Raw genomic sequence first — 17,212 nt, 5'->3', positions numbered from 1 at the left:
TCCTGATGAATGTAACGAATCACAATCGCAAGGCATGGAATAAGAAGGTAAAAAATCAAATATCTTACACTAAGCCGGTAGAACAACACACCATTACTAAAGCAGGAAAAGGTGACTGGGCTATTACATTGACTACTAAAAAAATGGTACCAAGAGAATGGTTTCCTTCGTCGCTTCAAGGTGTAAGGGTGTTATGTCTTGCTTCGGGGGGAGGGCAGCAAGGGCCGGTGCTTGCGGCGGCAGGAGCTGAAGTGACAGTAGTCGATATTTCAGAAAAACAGCTGGAGCAGGATGACTATGTAGCTGAACGGGATGGTTTGACTCTGGAGACTATTCGAGGAGACATGATGAACCTTTACTTTTTTGAAGATGAGTTCTTTGATATTATTGTCCATCCTGTCTCGAATTTATTTGTAGAAGACATTCAGTTCGTCTGGGAGGAAGCGGCTCGTGTATTGAAACCTAATGGTACGTTTATTTCCGGCTTTACAAATCCGCTTTTGTTTATCTTTGATGAAGAAGAGGAGCTGAAGGGAAATTTAGTGGTTACAAATGCGGTACCGTCCTCCACGTTAACAAATTTAACAGATGAAGAGATCCAAGCATACTTAAATACAGGGGAGACCGTTGAATTTGCCCATACTCTGGAGGCGCAGATCCAAGGTCAAATTAAAGCAGGGTTTGCCATTACTGGGTTTTATGAAGATAATTTCGGTGGAAATAGACCGATTGATAGGTATATTAACAGCTTCTGTGTTACTAAAGCTGTGAAACTAAGTGATTCATTAGGAGGCGTAAGGAATTATAGTTAAGGATAAAAAACTCCTTGCTTTCTCCTTGTTGCTGCTGAGCATTACCATAATTATTGATTTCCCTTTTCCTCATCAACGCTTTCCATCCTCAGACGGAATATCATTGTCAGCTCTCATTAAAGCGGTCTTATTTCTCGCAGGAATGATTACACTGGTAAAAGCAATGGAGAAATATAAAGCCCGAACCGTCATTTTAACGATCAGTTTACTTAGCATCATTCCTGGTATAGTGGGGGAAGCCTACCAAAACACTGCAGCAAGCGGTATTTATGCGGTTTCGTATGATAAAGAGCAGAGCAGGTGTGATTATGAAAAGATTGATGCTCATACACTGGAAGGCAGGTGTCAGTTAACTTTTAAAAATCACAGCCGTGAGAACGTGCGTTTTGGATTAGAATTTTCCGAACGAAATAAGATGCATAGTCTTTTAAACAAAACGGAGAATCATGACATTGCTCTGCCTGCAAAACAACGAATGAGTATAGAAATAATTAATCAGGTGGATGTGACAAGTGAAAGTGAACATATTGATAGAGGAACAGGTACGGAGGTTGACATTAATATTATCGATAACGGTCATCTAAGAAAACTGTAATATCATAAAAAACGAATCATTATCGCTTCACTTACGTAAATAAACAAGACATAGTACTTGAGAGGGGGAAGAACGTGAATAAAAATACAATTAATATGAAAAAGAAAACGAAGGGAAAGATGAAGAAGCTGGGTTCTATCGCTGGCAAGGTCTTAAGCGGTCTAATTCTACTCCTTCTGATCTGCTGGATTTCCGTTTACTGGATTACCGATTACATATGGATGGACACGCTGGGATTCAGCAATGTATATACAACAATTTTTGGGAGTAAAGTACTGCTTGGCATCATAGGATTTATATTGTTTTTCATTTCGGCTTATTTTACGTTGACATGGATCATAAGAACATACATGAATTACTTTGAGTCTTCTCAGCTCCCTGTCTTTATTCGTAACAAGAAGTGGAGCCGGATCGGTGCCGCAAGTACAGCTGTTATTCTGGGTGCTGCAGGAAGTGGGATTGTTCAAGGAGCGGGATGGGAATTATGGCTTAAATTCCTAAACCACGCTTCTTTTGGAGAAAAAGACCCTCATTTCTCAATGGATCTTTCCTTCTACATGTTCGAGCTCCCTTTTCTTCAGTTTGCAGTATTCACATTGCTAGGGCTCGCTTTCTTTTTGCTTCTTATTGAGATGGGATTTTACTCTTCATTTCGTATGTACCGCCAAAGCCGTTCAGCTCAGGTACACATGGGGGCGACACTGGGTGTAATAGGATTATTGCTGGCAGCCTGGCATGTGCTTGAACCCTACGAAACAATATTAACAAATCAGGTGAACATTTTTCAGGAGAGCGTTGTTCATGGTTTAAGCTATACAGATGAAGTCGTTAACATTCCTGCCTCCTACATAATGGCTGGAGCATCGATAATCGGTGCGGTATGGATGATTATTGCTCTAACCCGAAGAAACATAAAATCGATGCTTCTGCCTGTTATCATTTACGTCGGATTAGCGCTTCTTTCACAAGGGGCAGCAGTCATTGTACAAAATTACGTAGTATCGCCCAATGAATTCTCAAAAGAAAGTCCTTACCTGGAGCATAACCTTAATTTTACGAGAGCGGCATATGAACTGGATCGGATTGATGAAAGAGAGCATCCGGGCAGCGAATCACTTGATGAAGATATGGTTAATCGAAATGCTCTAACTATCAATAATGTAAGGATTAACGATGCACGTCCAATCCTTGATATTTATAACCAACTGCAGACATTCCGGACGTACTATGAATTTAATGATATTGATGTAGACCGATACGAAATAGACGGTGAATATCGGCAGGTATTTCTAGGTGCAAGAGAGCTTAATACATCTGATCTACCTTCCCAGTCCAAAAATTGGGAGAACCAGAACTTAAGGTATACTCATGGGTATGGAGTCGCAATGAGTGATGTAAATGAAATCACCTCGCAGGGCCAGCCTGAATATTTACTTCAAAACCTGCCGCCTGAAGGAGATATAAATATTGAAAGGCCACAAATTTATTTCGGAGAAGAGCAGGCACGAAACGTAATGGTGAACAGTAATGTTGATGAATTTGACTACCCGGCAGGCGACGAGAATATGTCCACTAGATATGAGGCAGATACAGGTATTCCTTTAACGGGATTGAACCGATTACTATTTTCAATAAATGAAGGCTCCCTGCGTATGCTCGTGTCCGACCAGCTTACAAGTGAAAGCCAGCTGCTTGATACACGCAATATCATGGATCGTGTCGAAAGGATTGCTCCATTTTTTGAATATGATGAGGACCCTTATATTTTTATTCGGGAAGATGGCAGTCTAGCCTGGATGATTGATGCTTATTTATCAGCAGAGCGGTACCCTTATTCTGAACCTCATCAAGACGATCAAAGTTATATTCGCAATTCTGTAAAAGTAGAAATCGATGCGTATACAGGCGAGGTTCACTTCTATGCAGTAGATGAGGATGAACCGTTATTACAAACCTATGACCGAATGTTCCCTGATTTGTTCACAAAGGAAGTGCCCGATGACGTCAGCTCCCATTTTCGTTATCCAATCGATTTGTTTAAAATCCAGGCAGAAATGTATGGGACCTATCATATGACGAACCTGGAAGTATTCTACAATAGAGAAGATCGCTGGGAGTTTCCTACTGAAAAATATTTCAATGAAGACATTGAGATGGAACCTTATTATGTAACCATGCAGCTTCCGGAATATGAGGAAGAGGAGTTTGTTCTGATGATGCCTTATACTCCAAGAAACCGACAGAATATGGTCGCGTGGATGGCCGTACGTAACGATGGTGAGAACTATGGGGAAACATTTGTTTATCAATTTCCTAAACAAAGAAATGTTTATGGCCCTCAGCAGATCGAGAATCGTATAAATCAAGACAGCACAATTTCACAGCAGCTTAACTTGTGGTCACAGGGAGGATCAGAAGTAATCCGTGGAAATCTTCTGGCCATTCCAATCGAAGATACTGTAATGTATGCCGAGCCTATATACATTGAGTCGTCAAACGAAACATCACTTCCTGAAGTGAAGCAGGTGATAGTTGCCTACGGGGATGAAATTGTGATGGAGCCTACGTTTGATCAAGCGGTTGAACGAATGCTTGGTATAATAGATCCAGAGGTTGAAGTAGATGAAGATGAAATGGAAGAATCGCCTCAGCCAGAGGGTGAAGATGCGCTCATCGAATCCGAAGAACTATTACAAGAAATTTCTTCATTATTTGATGAATACCAGAGTGCTCTTTCCAGCGGAAATTGGGAAGAGGCTGGAGCCATAATGGCTGATATTGAAGAAAGGTTAGCTGAAGACGAATAACGGGCAGTCGCAGCTTTTATGCTCAGCTGATGACTGCAGGAATAATAGAATCATTATGAGGGATCGGGTATGAAATCAAACAGGTTTTGTACTCGATTTTTTCTGGAGAGCTGCAACATGGGTTTTATATGAAGTGTAAGGGTGTTTTATTAAATGCAGGAAAAAGCACATTATTAACTAAAGAAAAATCTACAGCCTGGCGATCCCATATATGAGAAACAAGGAGGTATTTTATGAAATATTCACCCAGAGAGACTTTTGATAAATTAGCAAAGACTTATTTAAATGACATAGATCACGTGAGTCCTTATAATGCTTATTACGAACGACCCGCCATGATGAACGCACTCCCTGCCGATATGAATGGCAGGAACATACTTGATGCTGGCTGCTCTGCAGGATGGTACTCAGAGGAGTTCATAAAGCGGGGTGCTGACAAAGTGAAGGGATTTGACCTGAGTCCTTTAATGGTGGAAGCAGCAAATAGCAGAGAATTAGGGGAAAGAGCTGATTTTATTTGCCATGACCTTCAGGAGCCTCTGCCTGTTAGTGATCATTCTATAGATGTCGTAGTAAGCTCGCTTACCTTGCATTACTTAAAAGAGTGGGACTTTGTCTTTGAAGAATTCAACCGAGTCCTGAAACAAGGAGGGGTTTTCCTGTATTCCACCCACCACCCTTTCATGGATTACACACTTAACCAATGTGAAAGCTATTTCCAGTCAGAACTCTTAACTGACACCTGGGTAAAACCTAAAGTAACCATTGATGTAAGTTTTTATAGTAGGTCTATGCAGAATATTATTAATGTAACAAACAAACATTTTACTTTGGAGGAGGTCATAGAACCTCAGCCTGTTCCTAAAATGAAAGAAGAGTTTCCCTCCTCTTATCAAAAGCTTATGACTCAGCCTCATTTTCTTATAGTTAAGGCCGTAAAATGTTAATATCCAATGTGGAAAGACTTGGGACAAAGAGCTGAATTCAAGTGGATTCCCCAATAATGATGAAAAACGTTGCTATAAAGTAATCGAGAATTGTACTGGGGTACGCTGAGATTAGAACGGGCTGCACAGCACTTACCCGTAACTCACCTATAACCTTATTTCCACTGAGATTGAAGAGGGCGGCGAACAGTTTCTTATGCTGTCTTTGGTGCTGAGCAGAAACAACAGGTGGATGATTTAACACGAACTATGGATGGATGGAAACGCGAGTGCCTATAGGAATCATACTCGCTAATTCCTCTACATCCTGGTTATACATGCGGACGCACCCTTTAGAAACAGCCTTGCCTATCGAACTCGGATCATTAGTACCGTGGATGCCGTAATGCTGCTTTGACAAGCTCATCCACATCGTACCAAATGGACCGCCTGGATTTGGTGCCTTGTTAATAATTACGAAAACCCCTACAGGAGTACCATGAAGAATGCGGCCCACAGCAATCGGGTACTGCTTTGCTACGGCTCCCTGCCGTAATAATTTGAGCTGCCGATTGTTTACTGAGATGTCGATTTGATAGGGAAGAGTGTCAGGATCGGGAAGACCGGGGATGGTCATTTTCTGTCCAGGATAGATGAGGTCAGGATCCAGTGTAGGATTAGCTTGAATAAGGGCAGCTAGAGGCGTACGGTAATCTCTTGAAATCTGGGAGAGAGTCTCTCCGGTTTTTATTGTGTGAATCACTTACATACACCTCCTAAGAATTGACCCATGTTATTGTATGTTTGTGTGTGGGGTTGTGACCTAATTGGAAGGTGTGAAAGTCTCCTGTAGAAATTCAAGTGGTTCGTCATTTGCTCTGTTACGAATCAGTATGTGTATAAGTATTTTTCATATCGAACAAACTAGCAGCAAAACCTCTTAAGGGGGAAAGGTATGAAAATTAAATATTATTGCAGGCAGTGTAATCGTCAGGTTGGCGAGCTTGATGCGAAACAAACAGATGTCTCTCAGCTGGGTTCGGATGTGTTAAATGATGCAGACCAGGAACAAACCGTACAAATGGAGGGGGAAAATGGTTTAGCGATTCGAACAGTGTGTGATGATTGTCGGGAATCAGAGCATAAGTCCTCTGTACGCTATGATCCCAATATTTTTAGTTAAATCTGCGCCCTTACGCTCTGTACGTAAGGGTGTTATTCATTACTTCAATAAAATCTTTAAGAAAGAATTCCGGATCAAATTCGATAATAATCGTGTGCTCGGGATATTCCTTTTTTACATTAGGTACAGGGCGGAAGTCGGCGTGGGTTAAGCCTTTTGAATGCCCGGTTTCAACTACAAATATTTGACGCTTAATGTCATGGTAGCGTCCTGGATTCAATAAATAAGAAAATAGTGTTACATCGTGCAGTGGTGCTCCATTAATGTTAGGGATCATTTTTTCGTACTGCGTGCTGTAGTGGGACATGATGGGGTGTATAATTTTGGCGAAAGGGGAGGCGGAATTCTTTGAAAGGTGTGAAACGATATCGTTTGTGATAATGGCCCGGTTACTTACATTGAGCGGAATAAAGGTTAAATTGGTTCCGTGCGTGGTCACAATTTTTGCTGCAAGGGGATCACCATAAATATTGGCTTCAGCCAAGTGGGTTACATTGCCAGGGACATGAAACGCTCCGCCCATAACGAGTATTTCTTTGACCAGGTTGATATTGCTTTCTTGATGAAGGTACATAAGCGCCAGTGTGGTAAGTCTGGAAAGGTTAACGATTGTAAGTTCAGCACCATGTCTGGCTATTAATTCGTAAGCTTTTGAAAAAGGATAAACGGTAATATGACCAGGTGTATCCGGTGAAAGAGAGCCCAGCCCATCTTTGCCGTGAATATCGTAGAAATATTCAGGAGGGTCGCCGGTCAATGGCTTACTGGCGCCGAGAATGATCGGAATCTCGTCCTGACCCGCCAGCTTTAGCAGGTACCAAGTGTTTCGTACCGAGTGCTGCTGACTTACATTGCCATACCCATTGATTACTCCGACCACTTCAATCTCAGGGTGATGAAGAGCATACATTAGGGCAAAAGCATCATCGACGCCCGGGTCTGCAATAATTAACACCTTATTCAATGAAAAGCCTCCCAAATAAGCACCTCATTTTTTGTGAAACCATTTATTTTTTGCGAAAGCCGCCATCTCGAGCTCTTCAATAGTGGCACAATAATTTTTCTCAATCGTATCATCGAGAGGTACAGCTGGTTTCTTTATAAAATGGAGCATCTTATGGTTGTGACACCAATCCCCTGGTTCGGCCACACTATGCTTCCAATCGTTCCAGGATGATCGCAGCGATGGACTGTAAATTCTCTGCTTGCTGGTTTGAAGAGAACAAGGACTGCTTTGCAATTCATGAACTTGATCAGGAGCAGACTCTTTAATATCATTAAATAAGTCTGGCCAATAATCTTTCCTTGAGCCACTATGAGGCTGGTGGAGAGCCCAATCAATGGTCTGCTTAAGACGAGTTTGGACAGAAAACAACAGATCATATAGACTTTTTCCAAAATTAATTCGGTCTTCCACTGAGGAAAAGTGGTGTACTGTGCCGCCGACAAGCTTCATTTTCTTTTGGACGGTGGTTCGGTACGGGAATAAGATGTGATTAAAGCTTAAGAATTCCTGCAGCTTAAACAATGAAGTATTTAAGACAGAATGTTTATAGACAGGATTTTGAATGACACGATCCTCGATATAGTGTTGTTCATTAATAATCAAAGCTGTCGTCAATTCCTTATTTTGCTGCTCAGTCCACATATTTTCCCAGAACGGCTTCATAAATTTAGAAATTTTAAGCGGTGAGAGCAGGTGAAAGAGGGGGCTGTTCTGCTTTTTACTTTCCGCATACAGGAGGAGCTGTGGGTAGGCATCCTGAAAAATGAGCCAGTTGCCTCGTTCTAAGAAAGAGAAGAAGTCCACTTGCTCTTGATTTGTTAAAAGCTTTGGCAAATATTCTCCTTTTAAATCGGTCATATTCCAGCCTGCGTTACGGGAAACAAGATGAGCCAGTAAAGCCCAATGGATTTCAGGATGATCTTTATAAAAATCAAAATAAGCCTGGGTTCGAGTAATATTATTTAAATTTTTTGCCTCCGTTGTAATACGGATTTGTTCCACTATTTTTGTTTCTGCCTGCGTAAGATCCTGCTGATTGGTATGAACTGATGAGCCGGCAAGACTTCGTTTTAATTGTTTGAAGTGCTGTCTCGTTCGGTTAAACACGACGATCGCCCCCTTCCTCTATCGCCCCTATAAGTATATGGGTGAAATTCCCTTTTCATGATTTTTGGAAAAACAATGGAAGGCTTAGTTTTTGCACATCAACCTGTTGTTATGCAGTCTGTAAAGGGGCTTAACACGGATGGGAGGGGACGGAACTCTCAATTTGATTAAACGATTTGGGATCATCCAGGTGAAGGCTGGGAAATTCACTTTGCAATTTGATGTAAAAAGGACTGCTTCACGACGGAGACAGTCCTTTAACAAAATTACTGAAATACTTTAGTTGTCCAGCTTTCACAGTTCCACACATCTGTGACGATATCTTGATAAAAGTCAGGTTCGTGGGATATAAGAAGCACGCTTCCCCTGTATTCTTTTAGTGCACGCTTTAGTTCAGCTTTAGCATCTTTGTCTAAGTGATTTGTTGGTTCGTCGAGAACGAGCAAGTTGGTTTCTTTATTGATTAACTTGCAAAGGCGGACTTTTGCTTTTTCTCCTCCACTCAACACTTGGACTTTACTTTCAATATGTTTTTTCGTCAAACCACATTTTGCTAAGGAGCCCCGGACTTCCTGCTGAGTAAAATGGCGGAATTCCTCCCATATTTCTTCGATACATGTCTGGTTTGATTCTTCTTTCAGTTCTTGTTCAAAATAGCCGATGTGTAGATGTTCGCCTAATTCAACAGTGCCGGAGACAGGGACAATTTCTCCAAGAATACTTTTAAGCAGAGTGGTTTTACCAATGCCATTCGCACCAGATAAAGCTATCTTTTGACCTCGCTCCATCGATAAATGAAGCGGTTTTGATAATGGTTCATCGTAACCAATGACGAGATCTTGTGTTTCAAACAAGTATTTGCCGGGGGTTCTTGCCGTTTTAAACTGAAAAGAGGGCTTCGGCTTTTCAGAATCGAGTTCAATAATATCCATTTTATCCAGTTTCTTCTGTCTGGACATAGCCATCCGGCTCGTTGCAGCATTAGCTTTATTTCGGGCGACAAAGTCTTTCAAATTGGCGATTTCCTTCTGCTGTTTTTTAAAAGCTGCTTGTTTCTGCTGCTTTTTCATGTCATAAACACGCAGGAACTCTTCATAGTCACCGGGGTAACGGGTTAATTCCTGATTTTCGACATGGTATATCAAATTAACGACGCTGTTAAGAAACGGAATATCATGCGAGACCAGAATAAAAGCATGGTCATATGCAATCAAATAATTTCTCAGCCATTCTATATGTTCAACGTCTAAATAGTTTGTCGGCTCATCAAGCAGGAGAATATCCGGCTTCTCTAACAACAGTTTAGCTAATAGAACTTTAGTACGCTGTCCGCCGCTTAAGTCGTGAACGTCACGATCCAGTCCAATTTCATCGAGACCCAAACCATTTGCTACTTCTTCAACTTTTGCATCGATGGTATAGAAGTCATTGTTTGTTAACGCCTCCTGAAGTCTTCCTGTTTCTTCAAGGAGTTCTTCCAGCTCATCAGAATTTACTTCACCCATCCTGGCGAAAAGCTCGTTCATCTCTTGTTCCATATCAAATAAATATTGAAAGGCCGTCCGCAGCACGTCGCGCATGGTCATGCCCTGTTTTAAGCCGGCATGCTGATCTAAATAGCCTATTCTCAAACGCTTAGCCCACGAAACAGTACCAGCATCCGGCTCCAGCTGCCCTGTAATAATATTCATAAACGTGGACTTACCTTCACCATTCGCTCCGATTAGACCAATGTGCTCACCTTGAAGAAGGCGGAAAGAAACGTCATCAAAAATCGCACGATCACCGAAACCGTGGCTTAATTTATTTACTGTGAGTAAACTCATCGTATATACACCTTTTCCTTCGTTAAATTATACTTCTCCTATTATAAAGCTGAAAGACAGAACAATAAACCTTAAGTTTGGAAAAAAGCATATGGTACAATATAAGTAAATTTATTATAGTCGCCAATTTTTTAAATATAAATCCGTATCAATCCCTTACGACTGTGAAAAATAACAGTAAGGGAGGTGTGTGATTCCTATGGCTAAAGATGTCTTATGTGAAGTGAATAACTGCAAATACTGGAGTAATGGTAATAAATGTACTGCAGACGCAATCTATGTGGTTAGTCATGCTGGAGATCGAGCTACAAAACAAGAGGAAACAGATTGTAAAACGTTCGATCCAGAAATGTAAATTTTTGAAGGGCAGTCATCTTTTGACTGCCCTTTCACCAAAAAGAGGGTTTATGAGTTTATTAAAGTTTTCATGGGGGAGACTCTGGAAGTGACTTGAGGAAAGTGGTGTTTTCTTGTGATTAAAGCGGTACTTTTTGATTTGGATGGCACTCTGCTGAATAGGGACCAATCATTAGAACGATTCGCCCGTCGCCAATATAGCAGATTTCATACGCTCAGGGCTAAATTGACTGAATCTCATTACGTTGAACGGTTTATGAAGCTTGATGAAAAAGGATACGTCCCAAAGGAACTAGTTTACGCAAGCCTGGCTGAAGAGTTCAATATTACAGAAACCCTGACTGAAGAGCTTATCCATGATTATTTTGATGTTTTTCATCAATCCTGTATAGCTTTTCCGAAATTAACATGTATGTTAAACACGTTAAAGAATCAGGGGTACCAGTTAGGAATTATTACCAATGGAAGAGATCCTTTTCAAATGCAAAATATTAGAGCTCTTGAGATTGAGCATTATTTTGATGTAATTCTTATATCAGAGAAAGAAGGACTGAAAAAACCGGACCCCCGCATTTTTCATCGAGCGTTAAATAGGATTAACGTTATGGCGGAGGAAAGTGTTTTTGTAGGAGACCATCCTGAGAAAGATATTCAAGCTGCGCTCTCAGTGGGTATGCACAGCGTTCTAAAAAAAGACGATTACTGGTCTGCAGATAGTATTGAACACGTAATCAGTGAACTCGACGAGATTCCTGATATCATAAAGAAACTTTGTTCATAGGAAGAAAGAGAGGGGTACAGGTTTATGATTACATATATTCCTCCGAGACTTAAAGCTTCCACGAGAGAAATAGCGATCCAGAAAGGGAAATATATCGTTGGCTATATGACACCGTACTACTATGATGTGGAGGGGCCGTTATACAGGGAGGTGAATTTAGAAGTTCAGAGCGAGGAAACAAACTACGCTTATACCATTCACCAGAATAATGATTCTTTAAATAAGGGCCGGAAGTGGAGCATATTTAAAGAAGGAAAACAAATTGGTACGATTGATTCGCCCGAAAATTCCATGAAAAAGCACCGCATCGATGCGGCAATTTTTAATCATGACCCAATAAAAATTGAAGCTACATGGAAGAAAACAGGTCGTATAAATAGAAGTGGGGCAACTAAGGTTAAAGGAATGTTCAACCACAAAGTTCAAATTGAGGCTTCCGAAGAATTAATAAAAGTCGATACAGCTCTACTGGCAAGTCTAGTACATATTTTCTGGTGTTCTTTAAATCAAGCGGTCTTGAAAGAACAAGACCGCGGTTAAGAAATGTGAGCTTTTTGTTTTTTGATCGAGCTTTGAAGCATGGCTTGATCCATTTTCTCTACATAAGACATAAAGAAGTGAATGATGACTCCGCTGAATAATGTTATGATCACCGTTCCTACTCCAATAGGTCCATTAAAGATGAAGGCGGCAGCTGCTAGTACTAAGCTCACCAGGGCTCGTGATAACGACACATTTAGACCTGTCAGCTTTCTCACTACAAGCATCGTCCGGTCAAATGGGTTAGGTGCAAAGTCGGCCTGGAGGTTGATAGCAATACCCAGTCCCGCAAATAACAGTCCGGCTAGCAAGCAGACAAGCTGCATCCCAGCTGATTCAGGGGCGATCCATCCTTCTGTAGAAAAAACCCATACGTCAATAAAAAAGCCGGTTACGAGGGCCGTAATTATAGCGAAATACTCCGGCTTTTTCTTCTCCGCTAACGCATTAAATACGATTAAAGAAGAAGCTACAACGACTTCCCAGCTGCCAATGGTCAGGCCGAATGTCCGAAAGAGCCCGACTAGCAGTGCGTCAAAGGGCGAGGTCCCGAGCTTGGAATGAATAGTGAGTGCGATACCTAACGTCATAATAACTATTCCTGTCATGTAAAATATGATCCGTTGTTTTGAACGAAGCGTCATATAATCGCCCTCCTTTATATTTCTATTCAGCTCATTCTATCATAAAGGGATTACGAATTTTTTCCAATCCTAAACGGTTAAAAACATGGTTTGACTATCTTTTTTTAATTGGCTGAATAATGCTAATAATGGAACTAAGGATATTGGAGTATTTATCCCTTGTCATTACATTTCCTTTCTTGTACAGTAGGTCTAGATTTTTAAATGAATAATGCTTTTTTCTTATCAAGAGAAGTGGAGGAATCTGGTCCGTTGAAGCTTCAGCAACCTCTGGACAATCCAGTAAGGTGCTAATTCCGGCAAGTTTTTACTTGAAAGATGAGAGGGTCGTTAACAAAGCCTTCTCCTTAGTGAGAGGCTTTTTTTCATTTGGATAACTGTAAGACAAGGAGGATATAGAATGAGTGAAGAAATAAAAGCTAATCCACTTGCGCTGATCCCGTTTGGCGTATTTATCATATTATTTATTGGATCAGGAGTGATAACCGGAGATTTCTATCAAATGCCGGTATTAGTGGCAGTGTTTGCTGCGATTTTGACTGCACTATTTATGAATCGCAGTACAGATTTTAACACAAAGGTTAATCAGCTGACTGAAGGGGGAGGTCACCCCAATATCATCTTAATGGTAGTCATCTTCTTACTGGCTGGTGCCTTTGCTTCTATAGCTGAAGGCGTAGGTGCTGTAGACTCAACGGTTAACCTCGGATTAAGCATTCTGCCTGAAAATCTGCTGCTCATCGGTCTGTTCATTATCTGCTGTTTTATTTCGATTTCAATGGGTACTTCCACAGGAACGATTGCCGCGCTTGCGCCTATCGGACTTGGAGTTGCAGAGCAAACAGATATCGGACTGGCTTTAACCATGGGAGCTATTGTCAGCGGCTCTATGTTTGGTGACAACTTATCGATTATATCTGACACCACGATTGCTTCGGTACGGACACAAGGTACTAAGATGAAGGACAAGTTTAAAGCGAATTTCTTTATAGTTCTTCCGGCAGCGATTGTAACGGCTGTGATTTTTGGAGTCTTAACAGCAGACGCCTCTTCAGCAATTGATGAGGATACTGCCTATCAGTTTATAAAAGTTCTGCCGTATATAGGCGTTCTAGTATTCGCGGTCGCTGGCGTAAATGTTATCTTCGTACTTCTTGGTGGAATTATTTTTGCAGGAATTGTTGGTTTAATACTAGGAGACATTAATATATCTGACTTCGTTTCTTTAGTCGGAGAGGGTTTTGCCAATATGCAGGAGCTTGCGATGCTGGCTGTCCTGCTGGGAGGATTAGTTGAGTTAATTCGAAGAAACGGCGGCATTGCTTTTCTTCTTCAAATCATCAGTAAACGCATTTCATCTTATAAGGGTGGAGAATTCGGCATCGCCGGGCTGGTAAGCTTAGTCAACTTCTCCACTGCAAACAATACGATCTCAATTATTACAGCGGGACCATTAGCAAAACAAATGGCGGACCGTTTTGGCATTGATTCTCGACGGTCTGCAAGTCTGCTTGATATCTTTGCGAGTGCTGTGCAGGGAGTTATACCTTATGGGGCTCAGCTGCTTGCAGTGGCAGGAGTTGCAGGAATATCACCTGTCGAAATTGTACCGTATTGTTTTTATCCGATGCTGATCGCTGCAGCGGGTATAATAGCTATCGGTTTAGGACTTCCTAAGTTTACAATTAAAAATAGTTAACAAAAAACAGCCGCTGCATGCGGCTGTTCAGGCTGTCGAGAAAGTCTCGACAGCCTGATTTTTTTGATTTCTTTTATTTTTCACCGCGTTCATTTGTTAGCCTATAGATAAGAATCTGTTTAGGCGGTGATCTTTTGTTTCAGTCCAGAAAAGAACGACAAAATGAAATGGAAATCGTAACGATTGAAGAGCTTGTCCCGGAAAATCACTTACTCCGTAAGATTGACCAATACATAGATTTCTCCTTTATCCCCGAAAAAGTTCGAGAGCAGGCGTTACTGACGGCTGCCTGCCAGAACATGAAAAAGATTGCCCTTCACCTAACCAAGGTGAGTTAGGTGAAGGAGAGTCTTTTTTGGTGAAGGGCGGTCAAATACCAGGAGACTCCTGCGGAAAAACGGGCGATCCGAGACCCCGCAGTGGGGTTTTCACGAGGAGGCTCGGGCGTTCGTCCGCGGAAAGCGAATGGTATTTGTCCGCACGGACGCACAAAAAAAGCTTGTAGTAAAACACAGGGTTTCTCTACAAGCTGAACATCCGCTGCATGCGGCCGTTTTTTACTTTACTTCGGAAAGCTGTTCTGCGGCTTTTACATATTCTAAGCCATTTTCGAAGTCTTGTATTAGGTCCTCCGGATTTTCAAGCCCCACGGACAGTCGGAGCAGTCCCCCGGTGATGCCTCTCTTTAAACGTTCAGGTTCAGGCATTGCAGCGTGTGACATTTTTGCGGGGTAGGAAAGGATGGATTCGACAGCACCGAGACTAACCGCAAATACAGGCAGCTCAATATGCTGACTAAAGGTACGTACAGCTGCTTCATCCTTTAATTTAAACGATAAGACTGCACCGGCTCCACTTGATTGATAAGCATGAGTGGAAGAACCTGGGTGACAGTTAAACCCTGGATAGTAAACCTCTTCTATGAGCGGGTGGGCGGACAAGTACTCGGCAATTTTGTGCGCAGATTCTGAAGACTGCTTTAAGCGGCAATCCAGCGTTTTTAAGCCTCTTAAAACGAGCCAGCAGTCATGGGCTCCAAGAATAGAACCGAATGAATTTTGTAAAAAGCCTAATTGTTCTCCTATCTCAGGATCATTTGTGGCCGCCAGTCCGGCTACAACGTCACTATGCCCGGCAATAAATTTAGTAGCACTGTGAAGAACAAGGTCGGCACCCAGGTCAAGGGGCTGCTGAAGAGCAGGAGTCATGAACGTATTGTCTACAAACGTAAGACAGTTGTTCGCTTTTGCCAGCTTGCTCACGGCTTGAATATCGGTAATGTTTAATAAAGGGTTGGACGGAGTCTCAATATATAAGACTTTCGTGTTTGGTTTAATAGCTGTCGCTACTTCATGCAGATCGGTCATATTAACGAAAGTATGTTCAATCCCGAAACGTCCAAGCACATCGTTAATCATTCGGAAGGTGCCGCCATAAACATCTTCAGATATAACGATGTGATCCCCCTTCGACAGAAGCATAAATGCAGTAGAAATAGCTGCCATTCCTGAAGCAAAAGCAAATCCGTGCGTACCTTTCTCAAGACTTGCAATAGTTTCCTCTAATGCGTCCCGGGTTGGGTTTCCCGAACGACTGTAGTCGTAAATCCCGGGATTATCAAAATCAGCCTGGTGAAATGTAGAAGCCTGCTGAATCGGGACACTGACAGCACCTGTATTACGATCAAATTTGTGGTCGTTGTGGAGTAGACGTGTTTGAAAAGTATGCTTATTAGTCATGATATATTTCCTCCTTCGTTAAATTTGCCAGAGCTTGATCCAGATCATTTTTCAAATCCTCGACATGCTCTATTCCTACTGAAAAGCGCAGAAGCTTATTGCAGACTCCGTAGCGGTTTCTAGTTTCTTCAGGGATATCAGCATGTGTTTGAGTCGTTGGATACGTAATAAAGCTTTCCACTCCGCCGAGGCTTTCTGCAAAAGTGATGACCTCAAGGCTTCTTAGGAACGGGTCTACACAATATTCGGACTGCAGTCTAAATGAAAGCATTCCGCCGCGTCCGGGGTAGAAGACGTCCGTGATTCCCTCATGATTGTTCAAGTATTCAACTAAGGATAGCGCGTTACTTTCGTGTTTCTCCATTCGTAAGGATAAAGTTTTCATCCCTCTCATAAGCAGCCAAGAATCGAAAGGGGAGAGAACGGCGCCGGCTGTATTTTGAAAATAGCCTAACTTTTCACAGAGTTCTTCATTTTTTGCTACAAGAAGTCCAGCCAATACATCATTGTGACCGCCTAAATACTTTGTAGCACTGTGGATAACAATATCAGCTCCCTCTGTTAACGGCTGCTGCAGTAAAGGAGTATAAAGAGTGTTGTCGACCAGGAGCAGAGCCCCGTGCTTTTTAGCAATTTCCGAAATCGCCGGTATATCAGCGGTATGCATCAACGGATTAGTCGGCGATTCAATATACAATGCCTTCGTATCCTCCGTTATGTAGTTTTCGATTTGAGACAGCTTTCTGCTGTCACAATAAATAAATTTAATCCCGTAATGATTGGAAAGGTAGTCGAAGAAACGGTAGCTGCCTCCATAAACATCTTCAGATACGACGATTTCATCTCCGGTTTTAAATATTGATAATGCGCCTTGAATAGCGGCCATGCCAGAACTAAAAGCGAAAGCAGCTTTCCCTTTTTCAAGATCGGCGACAGATTGTTCAAGCAGAGTACGTGTAGGGTTACCTGTTCTTGTATAATCAAACCCTGTAGATTCTCCTAATCCCGGGTGTTCATACGCAGTAGAAAAGTGGACGGGGGCATTTACTGCGCCAGAAGCATCCCCGTTATTTTTTCCTGTATGAACTAGTTTTGTTTCCGTTTTTCTACAACACATGGTCATTCCCCTTTGTAAAATAAAATAAAAAAAGCCTTCTTATAAGAAGAAGACTTTGTTGTTTAAATTCTCC

The 17,212-nt window shown here is 41.8% G+C and carries 17 protein-coding genes and 1 riboswitch; of the genes, 10 read left to right on the top strand and 7 right to left on the bottom strand.

The genetic code is table 11. The features are described 5' to 3' along the window. The first annotated feature begins 5 nt into the window (after positions 1-5). The 4 genes from LF822_RS05390 (at position 6) to LF822_RS05375 (ending at position 5,161) form a co-directional block, all read left to right on the top strand. Complete coding sequence (locus LF822_RS05390) at positions 6-812, top strand: class I SAM-dependent methyltransferase (protein WP_253922910.1); 807 nt, start codon at positions 6-8, stop codon at positions 810-812. Positions 813-915: 103 nt separating this feature from the next. Beyond that, positions 916-1,407, top strand: coding sequence for a hypothetical protein (locus LF822_RS05385; protein WP_253922909.1), 492 nt, complete (start codon positions 916-918; stop codon positions 1,405-1,407). A gap of 74 nt (positions 1,408-1,481) precedes the next feature. Then, a complete protein-coding gene (locus LF822_RS05380; protein WP_371925832.1) occupies positions 1,482-4,214 on the top strand; it encodes a UPF0182 family membrane protein in 2,733 nt (910 codons plus the stop codon). 233 nt (positions 4,215-4,447) lie between these two features. Beyond that, positions 4,448-5,161 carry a class I SAM-dependent methyltransferase gene (locus tag LF822_RS05375; RefSeq protein WP_253922908.1) on the top strand — a complete coding sequence of 238 codons (714 nt, stop codon included), beginning with the start codon at positions 4,448-4,450 and terminating at the stop codon, positions 5,159-5,161. Between the two features lie 247 nt (positions 5,162-5,408). On the opposite strand, the gene LF822_RS05370 is transcribed toward LF822_RS05375, so the two are convergent. Next, a complete protein-coding gene (locus LF822_RS05370; RefSeq protein ID WP_253922907.1) occupies positions 5,409-5,903 on the bottom strand; it encodes a L,D-transpeptidase family protein in 495 nt (164 codons plus the stop codon). 192 nt (positions 5,904-6,095) lie between these two features. Here LF822_RS05370 and LF822_RS05365 point away from each other — a divergent pair, with 192 nt between their 5' ends. Further along, positions 6,096-6,323, top strand: a complete 228-nt coding sequence (locus tag LF822_RS05365; RefSeq protein ID WP_253922906.1) for an anti-sigma-F factor Fin — start codon at positions 6,096-6,098, stop codon at positions 6,321-6,323. A 10-nt stretch (positions 6,324-6,333) separates the two neighbouring features. On the opposite strand, the gene LF822_RS05360 is transcribed toward LF822_RS05365, so the two are convergent. From LF822_RS05360 to LF822_RS05350, 3 genes are all read right to left on the bottom strand, one after another. Then, positions 6,334-7,278 (bottom strand): nucleoside hydrolase, encoded by a 945-nt coding sequence (locus LF822_RS05360; RefSeq protein WP_253923475.1) that lies wholly within the window; start codon positions 7,276-7,278, stop codon positions 6,334-6,336. A 33-nt stretch (positions 7,279-7,311) separates the two neighbouring features. Next, positions 7,312-8,436: a DUF2515 family protein gene (locus tag LF822_RS05355; protein WP_253922905.1), complete on the bottom strand. Its 1,125-nt coding sequence runs from the start codon at positions 8,434-8,436 to the stop codon at positions 7,312-7,314. Positions 8,437-8,702: 266 nt separating this feature from the next. Then, entirely contained in the window at positions 8,703-10,262 is a 1,560-nt protein-coding gene (locus LF822_RS05350) for an ABC-F family ATP-binding cassette domain-containing protein (RefSeq protein ID WP_253922904.1), read from the bottom strand. A gap of 199 nt (positions 10,263-10,461) precedes the next feature. Here LF822_RS05350 and LF822_RS05345 point away from each other — a divergent pair, with 199 nt between their 5' ends. From LF822_RS05345 to LF822_RS05335, 3 genes are all read left to right on the top strand, one after another. Beyond that, positions 10,462-10,617 carry a DUF1540 domain-containing protein gene (locus LF822_RS05345; RefSeq protein WP_253922903.1) on the top strand — a complete coding sequence of 52 codons (156 nt, stop codon included), beginning with the start codon at positions 10,462-10,464 and terminating at the stop codon, positions 10,615-10,617. A gap of 117 nt (positions 10,618-10,734) precedes the next feature. Continuing rightward, the gene (locus LF822_RS05340) at positions 10,735-11,400 is read left to right on the top strand and encodes an HAD family hydrolase (protein WP_253922902.1); all 666 of its coding nucleotides are present in this window, start codon (positions 10,735-10,737) and stop codon (positions 11,398-11,400) included. Between the two features lie 24 nt (positions 11,401-11,424). Next, positions 11,425-11,940, top strand: coding sequence for a hypothetical protein (locus tag LF822_RS05335; RefSeq protein WP_253922901.1), 516 nt, complete (start codon positions 11,425-11,427; stop codon positions 11,938-11,940). On the opposite strand, the gene LF822_RS05330 is transcribed toward LF822_RS05335, so the two are convergent. After that, the gene (locus tag LF822_RS05330; RefSeq protein WP_253922900.1) at positions 11,937-12,584 is read right to left on the bottom strand and encodes a YczE/YyaS/YitT family protein; all 648 of its coding nucleotides are present in this window, start codon (positions 12,582-12,584) and stop codon (positions 11,937-11,939) included. The genes LF822_RS05335 and LF822_RS05330 overlap by 4 nt on opposite strands. Positions 12,585-12,803: 219 nt before the next feature. Then, a riboswitch (SAM riboswitch) is annotated at positions 12,804-12,909 on the top strand. Positions 12,910-12,984: 75 nt separating this feature from the next. Between LF822_RS05330 and LF822_RS05325 the strand changes: the two genes are divergently transcribed. Together LF822_RS05325 and LF822_RS05320 are read left to right on the top strand one after the other, a co-directional pair. After that, the gene (locus tag LF822_RS05325) at positions 12,985-14,283 is read left to right on the top strand and encodes a Na+/H+ antiporter NhaC family protein (RefSeq protein WP_253922899.1); all 1,299 of its coding nucleotides are present in this window, start codon (positions 12,985-12,987) and stop codon (positions 14,281-14,283) included. Positions 14,284-14,417: 134 nt separating this feature from the next. Continuing rightward, positions 14,418-14,621, top strand: a complete 204-nt coding sequence (locus tag LF822_RS05320) for a hypothetical protein (protein ID WP_253923501.1) — start codon at positions 14,418-14,420, stop codon at positions 14,619-14,621. Positions 14,622-14,840: 219 nt separating this feature from the next. On the opposite strand, the gene metC is transcribed toward LF822_RS05320, so the two are convergent. Together metC and LF822_RS05310 are read right to left on the bottom strand one after the other, a co-directional pair. Next, positions 14,841-16,022, bottom strand: coding sequence for a cystathionine beta-lyase (gene metC, locus LF822_RS05315; RefSeq protein ID WP_253922898.1), 1,182 nt, complete (start codon positions 16,020-16,022; stop codon positions 14,841-14,843). Further along, on the bottom strand, positions 16,015-17,139 hold the full coding sequence (locus LF822_RS05310) for a methionine biosynthesis PLP-dependent protein (RefSeq protein WP_253922897.1): 1,125 nt from the start codon (positions 17,137-17,139) through the stop codon (positions 16,015-16,017). Before LF822_RS05310 ends, metC begins: the two co-directional genes overlap by 8 nt. Positions 17,140-17,212 lie beyond the last annotated feature (73 nt).

The organism is Halobacillus sp. A5 (genome assembly GCF_024189315.1).
Classification (GTDB): domain Bacteria; phylum Bacillota; class Bacilli; order Bacillales; family Halobacillaceae; genus Halobacillus_A.
Note: the sequence above shows the minus strand (reverse complement) of the source record. Positions and strands in the feature narration are given on the sequence as shown.